The organism is Dysgonomonas gadei ATCC BAA-286 (assembly GCF_000213555.1).
GTDB lineage: Bacteria > Bacteroidota > Bacteroidia > Bacteroidales > Dysgonomonadaceae > Dysgonomonas > Dysgonomonas gadei.
In genome coordinates this window covers 379,970-390,973 of record NZ_GL891982.1, presented here as the reverse complement: position 1 = coordinate 390,973, position 11,004 = coordinate 379,970, and the positions used below count along the sequence as shown (strand labels likewise).

12 protein-coding genes are annotated in these 11,004 nt (G+C 40.5%); 9 read left to right on the top strand and 3 right to left on the bottom strand.

Annotated features, from left to right (window positions below):
- The 6 genes from HMPREF9455_RS21650 to cydB all read left to right on the top strand — a co-directional run.
- Window positions 1-235: hypothetical protein (locus HMPREF9455_RS21650; RefSeq protein WP_221408045.1), on the top strand; the 235-nt coding region annotated here is incomplete at its 5' end.
- Between the two features lie 865 nt (window positions 236-1,100).
- Window positions 1,101-1,532 (top strand): YbaN family protein, encoded by a 432-nt coding sequence (locus tag HMPREF9455_RS10005; RefSeq protein WP_006799565.1) that lies wholly within the window; start codon window positions 1,101-1,103, stop codon window positions 1,530-1,532.
- A 259-nt stretch (window positions 1,533-1,791) separates the two neighbouring features.
- Window positions 1,792-2,106 carry a DUF3467 domain-containing protein gene (locus HMPREF9455_RS10000; protein WP_006799564.1) on the top strand — a complete coding sequence of 105 codons (315 nt, stop codon included), beginning with the start codon at window positions 1,792-1,794 and terminating at the stop codon, window positions 2,104-2,106.
- Between the two features lie 34 nt (window positions 2,107-2,140).
- On the top strand, window positions 2,141-3,241 hold the full coding sequence (gene ald / locus HMPREF9455_RS09995; protein ID WP_006799563.1) for an alanine dehydrogenase: 1,101 nt from the start codon (window positions 2,141-2,143) through the stop codon (window positions 3,239-3,241).
- Between the two features lie 131 nt (window positions 3,242-3,372).
- Window positions 3,373-4,926, top strand: a complete 1,554-nt coding sequence (locus tag HMPREF9455_RS09990) for a cytochrome ubiquinol oxidase subunit I (protein ID WP_006799562.1) — start codon at window positions 3,373-3,375, stop codon at window positions 4,924-4,926.
- A gap of 70 nt (window positions 4,927-4,996) precedes the next feature.
- Window positions 4,997-6,142, top strand: coding sequence for a cytochrome d ubiquinol oxidase subunit II (cydB, locus tag HMPREF9455_RS09985; RefSeq protein WP_006799561.1), 1,146 nt, complete (start codon window positions 4,997-4,999; stop codon window positions 6,140-6,142).
- A 156-nt stretch (window positions 6,143-6,298) separates the two neighbouring features.
- Here cydB and HMPREF9455_RS21055 read toward each other — a convergent pair whose 3' ends face one another.
- A complete protein-coding gene (locus HMPREF9455_RS21055; RefSeq protein ID WP_006799560.1) occupies window positions 6,299-6,466 on the bottom strand; it encodes a DUF362 domain-containing protein in 168 nt (55 codons plus the stop codon).
- 292 nt (window positions 6,467-6,758) lie between these two features.
- Here HMPREF9455_RS21055 and porT point away from each other — a divergent pair, with 292 nt between their 5' ends.
- Genes porT through HMPREF9455_RS09970 form a run of 3 tightly spaced genes read left to right on the top strand, consistent with a single transcriptional unit; the run spans window position 6,759 to window position 8,229 of the window.
- Window positions 6,759-7,472 (top strand): type IX secretion/gliding motility protein PorT/SprT, encoded by a 714-nt coding sequence (gene porT, locus HMPREF9455_RS09980; RefSeq protein WP_006799559.1) that lies wholly within the window; start codon window positions 6,759-6,761, stop codon window positions 7,470-7,472.
- 15 nt (window positions 7,473-7,487) lie between these two features.
- Window positions 7,488-7,916 (top strand): GNAT family N-acetyltransferase, encoded by a 429-nt coding sequence (locus HMPREF9455_RS09975; protein ID WP_006799558.1) that lies wholly within the window; start codon window positions 7,488-7,490, stop codon window positions 7,914-7,916.
- Complete coding sequence (locus HMPREF9455_RS09970) at window positions 7,909-8,229, top strand: nitrous oxide-stimulated promoter family protein (RefSeq protein WP_044215893.1); 321 nt, start codon at window positions 7,909-7,911, stop codon at window positions 8,227-8,229. Before HMPREF9455_RS09975 ends, HMPREF9455_RS09970 begins: the two co-directional genes overlap by 8 nt.
- A 59-nt stretch (window positions 8,230-8,288) precedes the next feature.
- Here HMPREF9455_RS09970 and dnaK read toward each other — a convergent pair whose 3' ends face one another.
- Together dnaK and HMPREF9455_RS21645 are read right to left on the bottom strand one after the other, a co-directional pair.
- Window positions 8,289-10,187 (bottom strand): molecular chaperone DnaK, encoded by a 1,899-nt coding sequence (gene dnaK, locus HMPREF9455_RS09965; RefSeq protein WP_006799556.1) that lies wholly within the window; start codon window positions 10,185-10,187, stop codon window positions 8,289-8,291.
- 616 nt (window positions 10,188-10,803) lie between these two features.
- Window positions 10,804-11,004: hypothetical protein (locus HMPREF9455_RS21645; protein ID WP_221408044.1), on the bottom strand; the 201-nt coding region annotated here is incomplete at its 5' end.

The following is an 11,004-nucleotide window of genomic DNA, read 5'->3' as shown; positions in this document are numbered from 1 at the left end:
ATTTTGCCTTGATGCAAAACGAAACAAAAAATCAAGGCTGCATCCCTCCGGCGACCCAAAACCGCAGCTGCGGTGGGGCAAAATAATACGGAGTCATCTTTTACCGGATTATCAGCCGTGTACAGCAGCTACCCTATTTTGCCCTACACCTCCGCTTTACGGATTGGGTACCCCGCCTGAGGGCCGAGGCCGTTACCGCGATGCGGCGACAGAACTGTGTCTTTTCATGCTTTAGCCCCGCGTGCGTCAGCCCTTGCGCATTAGTGACGCAGGCGGGGTACCCAATCCGTTGCAGGCGGCGTAGAATCAAACGGGGCGATAGCCCGTTTGTTTGATTCAGCCGACGAAACGGTTTTGGGTCGCCGAGGAATGAAGCGCTAGCCTTTTGGTTCGTTTTGGGCAATGCCAAAATGAACGTTTAAGCGCAACGAAGTGGAGCTGAAAAGAATTGAACAATTTTATACTACAATAGTTACTTTGACCACTGATTCCCATTAATAGTTAAAAAGTAACAGATGTAACAGTTTTTAGGGTAAACCCGAAATCGAGGATTTTAGTTATTGAGTTTATTTACATTTATTAACTATATTTGGTTAAAACCTGACACATCTGACAGCTTTTTCATCGTTCTTATCTTGTCATTTTTGTATCCGTTAACAAAAAAAACTCCGTGTTACTCCTTTTACTTCGTGGTTAAAAAACTCAGCAAAGACGCTAAGGAGCAAAAAAGTAACAAAAGTAACACCTTTTTAGCTATTAGCTGATAGTTGTCAGTCAATAGCTTATGTGCAAAACTTGACTACTAGACACATTTTCCACTATTTTTTATCTGTCACTTTTTTCCTCTCTGTAAGTCCCCTTGGGGGATTGAGGAGGCTGCTCATTATTTCAAAGAACTCTTTTTCACAAGTAATATATAGATAAAAAAGATTTGATCTTACACGATTAAAATTCTACTTTGGTACAGAATGTAGATATATCAAGTGCTGCGATATAGAAAACATTTAACAGATTAAACTTGTCATAGAATTATTAAATCTCATTCTTTTTTTATTTCTTTGTTGTGGAAACGATTTCAAAAAAATAAGCACACACAATAAATGAGATATGTATATATAATATTAGGGTTTATATCTCTCGGCCTTGGTTTGTTGGGTATAGTTACACCGGGTCTGCCTACAACTCCTTTTGTTCTTCTTACGGGTGTCTTATTTGCCAAAAGTTCACCGCGCCTGCATCAGAAATTAATGGACCATAAGCTGACGGGTAAATATATTCGCCGCGTTAACGATGGATTTAGCTGGAAAGGGTTAACCGTTTCTATCGGGATCATGTGGTGTATGATTTTTTTCACAGCATTTGTCGTATTTGATTATGGTACCATGCGTTTTGTAATGCTCGGGCTGGGGCTGATCGGCACTATTTCCCAGATAATAGTCCTGAGCAAGAAGAAAAAGAAGAAAGCGGTACTGATGCCGATAGATTTACCTGATAATAATGTAAGTGAAGAGGATGAACTTAAGGTATCCTGAAAGCTTTAAAATATGTGTATTTGTGTTATAAAATATATAGGCTTTCCTTTGATTTTATGCGATATTTCTGTTCCTTTGTAAGAAGGGCTGGAGGAAAGGATATTCTATATAGTTTACAATAGATAATTTTTATAAAAGACATACAAAATTCTGAATTGAATTAACAATCACCTGATGAATGATAGATAAAATCGGCGGAGCTGAATCTTGAATTGAAAAATAGACGCATATCAAATAGAATTTATATAATAGAAAAGTTATGGAAAACAAAAATGAACAAGACAATCAAATACAGATAGAGCTACCCGAAGACGTAGCCCAGGGTACATATTCAAATCTGGCTATTATAGCTCATTCTTCATCCGAATTTGTTATTGACTTTGTTCGTATTTTGCCCGGACTACCGAAGGCAAAAGTGAAATCACGTATAATATTAACACCCGAGCATGCCAAGCGTTTGCTATATGCATTAAATGAAAACATCAACAGGTTCGAAGCCCAAAACGGACCCGTATCTGCCGATAATTCGGCCGGATTTCTTCCGCCGATAACAGGACCAATAGGAGAAGCATAAAGTTATATTTTTAACTAATAAATAAAAGATTCTTATGAAAATCGGAATTCCTAAAGAGCTGAAAGCTTTTGAAAATCGGGTAGCAGTTACACCGGCAGGTGTATATGAGTTTGTTATTGAGGGACATGAAGTATTTGTACAAAACGGAGCCGGGGTTAGTAGCGGTTTTACCGATTTGGACTATACGGAGGCCGGAGCTACCATTCTTTCCAGCATCGAAGAGGTTTATGCTATCGCAGATATGATTGTGAAAGTAAAAGAGCCGATAAAAGAGGAATATGACTTGGTAAGGGAAAATCAGATTGTATTTACTTATTTTCATTTTGCATCGAGCCTGGAACTCACTAAGGCAATGATAAAAAGTAAGGCAATCTGTATAGCTTATGAAACAGTAGAATTGCCAGACCGTTCTCTGCCTCTGCTTGTGCCAATGAGTGAGGTTGCCGGTCGTATGGCTATTCAGGAGGGGGCACGTTTTCTCGAAAAACCGCATTTGGGAAAAGGAGTTCTCTTAGGAGGAGTACCGGGAGTAAAACCGGCACACGTGATTGTTATCGGAGGTGGTATTGTAGGTGCACAGTCAGCTAAGATAGCAGCAGGAATCGGAGCCAGGGTGACTATCTTGGATAAAAGCCTGCCCCGCTTGCGCTACCTGAGCGATATTATGCCTGCAAATGTGACTACCCGCTACTCGGATGCCCATACAATTAAAGAGTTGTGTAAAGACGCTGATCTGATTGTTGGAGCGGTTTTGATTGCCGGAGATAAAGCTCCGCAGGTGATATCGAAAGATATGCTGAAAATCATGCAGGCAGGAACAGTATTAGTCGATGTGGCAATAGATCAGGGAGGATGTTTCGAAACATCAAAACCAACTACACATCTCGACCCTGTATTCGTTATTGATGATGTCGTACATTATTGTGTTGCAAATATACCGGGAGCCGTACCTATGACTTCTACTCTGGCCCTGACAAATGCGACATTCCCTTATGCCCTCAGTATTGCTAACTTAGGCTGGGAAGAGGCCTGCCGCCAACATAAAGATTTACGGAAAGGACTGAACATTCTGAAAGGTGATATTGTTTACAAAGCCGTAGCACATACATTCGGCCTTGAATATAAAGAATATTGATATCGGTAATGCAAAGTGAAAAACGGAGAATGATAAATGAAACATGAAAAATATTTTTCACTTTTCGTTTTTCACTTCTACTAATAAATAATAGAAATCCTCATATATTTACTAATATAAAACTAATATTTATGGAACTACTAAGTACATCGTTAATAGACTGGTCTAGAGCCCAGTTTGCTATGACAGCAATGTATCACTGGTTGTTTGTTCCTCTTACCCTTGGGCTAGGAGTCATAATGGCAATCATGGAGACAATGTATGTGCGTACAGGTAACGAGCAGTGGAAAAAAACCGCGAAATTCTGGATGGTCATTTTTGGTATCAACTTCGCTATAGGGGTTGCTACAGGTATTATCATGGAATTCCAGTTTGGTACCAACTGGTCTAACTACAGCTGGTTTGTTGGCGATATTTTTGGTGCGCCATTGGCAATTGAGGCCACGTTGGCATTTTTTCTTGAAGCCACCTTTATTTCTATTATGTTCTTCGGATGGAAGCGGGTTGGCAAAAAAGCTCACTTGACTGCTACATGGCTGACAGTTACCGGGGCAACACTTTCTGCCTTATGGATACTTATTGCAAATGCATGGATGCAATATCCCGTAGGTATGGAATTCAATCCGGATACTACCCGTAACGAGATGATCAGTTTTTGGAATATAGCTCTGTCTCCTGTAGCTATCAACAAATTCTTCCACACGGTTCTTTCGGGCTGGATACTCGGTGCCGTATTCGTAGCCGGAATAGCTGCATGGTATCTCCTGAAAAAGAGAGATACAGAATTTGCTAAACAGAGCATGAGAGTTGCAGCAGGATTTGGATTGGTATCGTCACTCCTTATAGCATGGACAGGACATGGTTCGGCTCAGCAGGTAGCAGATAAGCAACCTATGAAACTGGCCGTAATGGAAGGCCTGTATGAAGGAGGAGAAGGTGTGGGACTCATAGCCTTTGCTATACCTAATCCGGCAAAAGAGTCATACAATGACGGGGTAGACCCGTATTTAATAAATATAAGCATACCAAAAGGCTTGTCTTGGCTTAGCTTTGGAGAATTAGACGCCTATGTTCCGGGAATAAAAGATATTATCGAAGGCGGATATAAAGAGCCGGATGGTTCTACTGCGCTTTCGTTTGCAGAAAAGCAGATCAAAGGAAAAGCGGCGATTCAGGCATTGGCAGATTATAAAAAGGCTAAAAAAGACGGAAATGAAACTGCTGCCAATGAATATAAAGAAGCATTGAAGGCTAATTATTCATATTTCGGATACGGTTATCTGGATACTCCGGATCAGCTGATACCGAATATACCATTAGTATACTGGCCGTTCCACATCATGGTTTATCTTGGTGGCTGGTTTGTATTATTGTTCGTCGTACTATCATTCTTTGTGTATAGGAATAAAGATATTGAAAACAAGAAATGGCTTCTATGGGCATGTCTGTGGACTATTCCTTTGGCCTACATTGCAGGTCAGGCCGGCTGGATGGTTGCCGAAATAGGGCGTCAGCCTTGGACTATACAGGATGTATTACCATTACAGGCAGCTGTTTCGGCCATTTCCGTTAAATCGGTAATGATATCATTCTTCTTATTCCTGGCTCTGTTTACAGCTTTGCTTATTGCAGAGATCCGTATTATGCTCAATCAGATTAAAAAAGGTCCGGAGGACTCTCACTAATTAAGATTTTAAGATTTAATAATTTCAAGATTTCAAGATTAACCTCAAGAAATCTCTAAAAGATATAAATATGGATTATTCATTTTTACAACATTATTGGTGGTTCCTCATATGCCTGATCGGAGGTCTTTTCGCATTCCTTCTATTTGTTCAGGGCGGGCAATCGATGCTCTTCTCTTTGGCTAAAGACGAAAAAGAGCGCATGATACTTGTTAATGCTTTAGGGCGCAAGTGGGAATATACATTTACTACTCTTGTAACTTTTGGCGGGGCTTTGTTCGCTTCTTTTCCATTATTCTATTCTACCAGTTTCGGCGGTGCGTATTGGGTGTGGATGGCAATCCTGTTCTGCTTTGTATTGCAGGCTGTATCATACGAATTCCAGTCCAAGCCGGGTAATTTATTCGGACGTAATACATATCGTTGGTTCTTGTTTACTAATGGTTTACTTGGTACGTTCCTTGTAGGTGCGGCTTTGGCTACTTTCTTTACTGGTTCGGATTTTACCGTGAATAAGGAGAATATGACCGATGTGATAAACCCTGTTATCAGCCGGTGGGGAAGTGAATGGCATGGCTTGGAAGCTTTGGCCAATCCTCGTAACTGGCTGCTAGGACTGACAGTATTCTTCCTTGCACGTACACAGGCTTGTTTGTTCTTTATCAATCGGCTTCAGGACGAAAAACTGGTGGACCGTTCACGCAAGTTCTTATTATATAACTGTGTACCATTTGTAATATTTTTCTTAGCATTTGTTATCTGGGGATTTATTGCCGATGGATTTGCTGTAAATCCTGAGACAAAAGAAGTATTCATGGAACCGCATAAGTATCTTAATAACCTGGTAGAAATGCCTGTCGTGGGTATTGTATTTGTGGTGGGAGTTCTTCTTGTGTTGTTTGGTATAGGAAAAACGTTGTTGACGAAAGGTTATAATAGTGGTATTTGGTTTACAGGAGTAGGCACAGTGTTGACTGTATGTACGTTGCTTCTTATTACCGGATTTAATAACACAGCTTATTATCCTTCTGCAACCGATCTTCAGAGTTCGCTGACATTGGAGAATTCTTCATCGAGTGAATTCACTTTGACAGTAATGAGCGTTGTCTCTATCCTTGTTCCGTTTGTTCTTGCATATATTATCTATGCATGGAACTCTTTGGAAAAGAAACGTTTCGATGTGAAAGATTTTAAAGATGACGGACATGTATATTAATCTGTAGCGTTAAATAAAAATAAGCGGGAATACTGTTAAAGCATTCCCGCTTATTTTTATTTAGTATGATCTGTCCGGTTAATTTCAATGTACATTTGGAAAACAAAAAAGGAAGCTAAAAATTAGCTTCCTCTGTATTTTATATTCCTGATAAAATTATGCAGGGTGAATTGCTTCAGTTGGACATGCATCAGCACAAGTTCCACAGTCTGTGCAAGTATCTGGATCGATCTTATAGATGTCGCCTTCTGAAATTGCGTTTACCGGACACTCATCAATACAAGTACCGCAAGCAATACAATCTTCGTTAATTACGTAAGCCATGATTTTCGATTTTTAATATTATTACTAACTTTGATGTAGCAAATATAAAGAGTTTTTTTTGTCAGCCAAAATAGATAATGTTAGATATTATAAATAAATCATCACTTTTATCTATATTTAAATTTGTGTTGTTGTATAATTGACTGTATTAAAGTGTATTATATTTTTATTGGTCGTTTGGCGTGCTATTTAACGATTTGCTTATTTTTACTCTTTCTAAGTAACAATCAATATCGTTTTTTTAGTATAATAACGTTTGTAGATCTACGTTTTATAAAAAAAGGTTTCTAAATTGAAAACGAAAACATATATATTTATTTTAATAGCCTTCTCTTTTGTTTTTGCCGGTACTACGCAGGCACAGACACGTAAGGCATTAAATCAGCCGTTTGCAGATCAGAAGATGTACCATCTGGGCTTTTCGATAGGTATCAATGCTCCCGATCTGATATTTTCGCATACAGGTTATGTGGGGGAAAACGGAGAAGCATGGTTTGCCGAAATACCCTCTTACTCTGTCGGATTTAGTGTAGGTATGATAGGAGACAGGTACCTGAATGAATACTTCAACCTTCGTTTGTCTCCCAGTATGCATTTGGGCGAAAGACGCTTCGTATTCAGAGAACAGTCTTCCGGCGAAGAATATACCACATCGTTGAAGGCGAGTTATCTTACAGTACCGTTACATCTGAAATTCAGTGCGCCGCGTATGGGAAACTATCGTCCTTATGTATTGGGCGGTGCTTATGCAGCTTTGGACATCGGCTCTAAAAATGATCAGGCAGTACGTTTTAAAAAGATGGATTACGGCTTAGAGTTTGGTGTGGGATGTAATATCTATTTACCACTGTTTAAACTGTGCCCGGAATTACGATTCTCATTCGGTTTGGCCGATTTGATAGACAAAGACAAGTCTGATATAACAGACAGAGAGATGCTGAAATACAGGGATGCAATATCTTCCGGAAAATCACGTATGATTTCACTTATCTTCAATTTTGAATAATTAGCTATTGCATATATGAATTTAAGATACCAAACTGATTGCCGGGGTATATCCTGGCAAAGGGTTCGTGATTTACTGGATATTGTTGGCATGTCTACAGTAGATGTAGATAAGCACCGGATTTCTTTTGAGGCAAGTCATTCTGTAATTTTTGTTTTTAATGATACTGTGCTTATTGGATTTGGGCGTATGATATCCGATGGGGTACGACAGTCTGCTCTTTATGACATTGCAGTAGACCCGACTTATCAGGGGCATAGAATAGGACAGGAGATCGTGACACGACTAATGTCGGTTACGCCCGGTTGTAATTTTATATTGTATGCCTCTCCCGGAAAAGAAGGTTTTTACAAAAAGTTGAACTTTAAGAGGATGAAGACGGGAATGGCTTATTTTATAAATCCCAGAAGGATGGTTGACGGAGGTTTTGTAGAAGATGAATGATACGGAGAAAAAGACGGTGACAAAGATGATAAAGATATACTGTGCCGCCAGGCATGGTACATCGAAAATCTTGTGTGCCGACTGTTCACAGCTCAATGAGTATGCGATGAACAGGTTGGAACGCTGTACCTTTGGTGAAGATAAACCTACATGCCAGCAATGTCCTGTTCATTGTTATAAACCCGATATGAAATTACGAATGCAGGAAGTCATGCGCTACTCCGGTCCACGTATGATATTCTCTAGCCCTATGCTGGCTATAGTTCATCTCGTTAAAGGTATGAAACCGGCAAAGAAGATATCACATAAATAAAAAAGCTGCCGGAATTTAATCCGACAGCTTTTTTGTAGTATATAAAACTGTGTATATGCTTATTTCACTTCTTCGAAATCTACATCAGTAACATCGTTATCACCGCTTTTTGGTTGCTCTCCGGCATTGCCTCCGGCTTGTTGGCCAGGGTTTGCACCAGTCTGATTATACATTTCCTGACTTAGATTCTGGAACAAAGTATTCAGTTCGTTCATAGCAGTATCTATACCTGCCAGATCCTGAGCCTTGTGAGCATCTCTCAGCTTGTTCAGGGCTCCTTCGATAGGGGCTTTCTTGTCAGCAGGGACTTTATCACCAAGTTCGTTCAATTGCTTCTCTGTTTGGAAAATCATAGAGTCTGCCTGATTCAACTTGTCTATCTTTTCCTTTTCTTTCTTATCAGATTCAGCATTCGCAGCAGCTTCATCCTTCATCTTCTGGATTTCAGCATCGCTAAGTCCTGATGAGGCTTCGATACGGATCGACTGTTCCTTACCTGTAGCTTTATCTTTTGCCGATACACTCAGAATACCATTGGCATCAATGTCGAATGTCACTTCTATCTGAGGTTCGCCACGACGGGCAGGCATAATGCCATCCAGATTGAATACACCGATTTGTTTGTTATCTCTGGCCAGCGGACGTTCGCCCTGTAATACATTAATCTGTACTGACGGTTGATTATCTGCTGCTGTAGAGAATGTTTCACTCTTCTTGGTCGGTATTGTTGTGTTCGACTCAATCAGTTTGGTCATCACACCACCCATAGTTTCTATACCAAGAGATAGCGGAGTAACGTCTAGTAAAAGTACGTCTTTTACTTCACCTGTCAGTACACCTCCTTGTATAGCAGCACCTACGGCAACCACTTCGTCTGGATTTACACCTTTAGAAGGAGTTTTTCCAAAGAACTTTTCAACTTCGGCCTGTACGGCAGGTATACGTGTAGAACCACCCACCAGAATAACTTCATCAATATCAGATGCAGAATATCCGGCATCAGTCAATGACTGACGACAAGGGTCGATACATTTGCGTATCAGGGTATCGGCCAGTTGTTCAAACTTAGCACGAGTCAATGTTTTTACCAAGTGTTTTGGTATACCATTCACCGGCATTATATATGGTAAGTTGATTTCAGTAGATGTTGTGCTCGAAAGTTCGATTTTCGCTTTTTCAGCGGCTTCTTTCAGACGTTGAAGAGCCATTGGGTCTTTGCGAAGGTCGAGTCCTTCTTCTTTCTGAAACTCTTCAGCCAGCCAGTTGATGATTACCTGGTCGAAGTCATCACCACCAAGGTGAGTATCACCATTAGTAGATTTCACTTCAAATACACCGTCACCCAGTTCCAGTATAGAAATATCGAATGTACCACCACCAAGGTCGAATACGGCGATTTTCATATCTTTATGAGCCTTATCCAGACCGTAAGCAAGGGCTGCGGCTGTAGGTTCATTAACAATACGTTGTACTTTAAGTCCTGCAATTTCTCCGGCTTCTTTTGTGGCCTGACGTTGCGAATCGCTAAAATATGCAGGTACAGTGATAACAGCATCTGTAACTTCCTGTCCGAGATAGTCTTCTGCTGTTTTCTTCATTTTCTGAAGAATCATAGCCGAAATTTCCTGTGGAGTGTACAGACGTCCGTCAATGTCTACACGTGGAGTGTTGTTATCTCCTTTTACTACTTTGTAAGGTACACGTGTAACTTCTGTCTGAACCTGATCCCAGGTTTCACCCATAAATCTCTTTATGGAGTATATTGTTTTTTCAGGATTTGTGATAGCCTGACGTTTAGCAGGGTCTCCTACTTTACGTTCGTTTCCTTCAATAAATGCTACAACAGAAGGAGTCGTTCTTTTTCCTTCGTTGTTAGCGATAACGATAGGCTCGTTACCTTCCAACACGGCAACACAAGAGTTTGTGGTACCTAAGTCAATTCCAATTATTTTTCCCATTTTAGTTTGTTATATTTATTTATTTTTAATTCTGATTGATCATTTCTTACGCTTTGCAGCGACATTATCTGTTATTCAAATGCTGTGCCAAAGTGGTATTTTTTTTGAGAAAATATGAAATATGACGATTTGTCAGAAATTTTTATTGAGTAAAAAGTCTGAATCTATGCGGTAAGAAACGGGGTTTCTTCATGGCTTCCTCCGCGTTAGGGTGAATGTACGAAATTTACTCTATTCGAAAAACTTTATCTATATTATTAGCCGATAGCTTTTAGCTGTTAGCCGATAGCTCTTTGACGTATTGGGATAAGTAGTAAGTAATAATGCGAATCAGTAGTTGGATTTTAATGTTCAATTCTTTTCAGCTCCACTTCGTTTCGCTTAAACGTTCATTTTGGCATTGCCCAAAACGAACCAAAAGGCTAGCGCTCCGCTCCTCGGCGACCCAAAACCGTTTTGCCGTCTGAATCAAACAAACGGGCTATCGCCCCGTTTGATTCTACGCCGCCTGCAACGGATTGGGTACCCCGCCTGCGTCACTAATGCGCAAGGGCTGACGCACGCGGAGCTAAAGCCTGAAAAGACACAGTCCTGTCGCCGCATCGCGATACCGGCCTCATTCCGCAGGCGGGGTACCCAATCCGTAAAGCGGAGGTGTAGGGCAAAATAGGGTAGCTGCTGTACACGGCTGATAATCCGGTAAAAGATGACTCCGTATTATTTTGCCCCACCGGAGCTGCGGTTTTGGGTCGCCGGAGGGATGCAGCCTTGATTTTTTGTTTCGTTTTGCATCAAGGCAAAATGAATTGGAGCGAAG

What these genes read in the sequence shown, in the direction of transcription:
- cydB (WP_006799561.1), top strand. Translation starts at nt 4,997, where the DNA reads ATGGATTATTCATTTTTACAACATTATTGGTGGTTCCTCATATGCCTG.
- ald (WP_006799563.1), top strand. Translation starts at nt 2,141, where the DNA reads ATGAAAATCGGAATTCCTAAAGAGCTGAAAGCTTTTGAAAATCGGGTA.
- HMPREF9455_RS09970 (WP_044215893.1), top strand. Translation starts at nt 7,909, where the DNA reads ATGAATGATACGGAGAAAAAGACGGTGACAAAGATGATAAAGATATAC.
- HMPREF9455_RS10000 (WP_006799564.1), top strand. Translation starts at nt 1,792, where the DNA reads ATGGAAAACAAAAATGAACAAGACAATCAAATACAGATAGAGCTACCC.
- HMPREF9455_RS10005 (WP_006799565.1), top strand. Translation starts at nt 1,101, where the DNA reads ATGAGATATGTATATATAATATTAGGGTTTATATCTCTCGGCCTTGGT.
- HMPREF9455_RS09990 (WP_006799562.1), top strand. Translation starts at nt 3,373, where the DNA reads ATGGAACTACTAAGTACATCGTTAATAGACTGGTCTAGAGCCCAGTTT.
- HMPREF9455_RS21055 (WP_006799560.1), bottom strand. Translation starts at nt 6,466, where the DNA reads ATGGCTTACGTAATTAACGAAGATTGTATTGCTTGCGGTACTTGTATT.
- HMPREF9455_RS09975 (WP_006799558.1), top strand. Translation starts at nt 7,488, where the DNA reads ATGAATTTAAGATACCAAACTGATTGCCGGGGTATATCCTGGCAAAGG.
- dnaK (WP_006799556.1), bottom strand. Translation starts at nt 10,187, where the DNA reads ATGGGAAAAATAATTGGAATTGACTTAGGTACCACAAACTCTTGTGTT.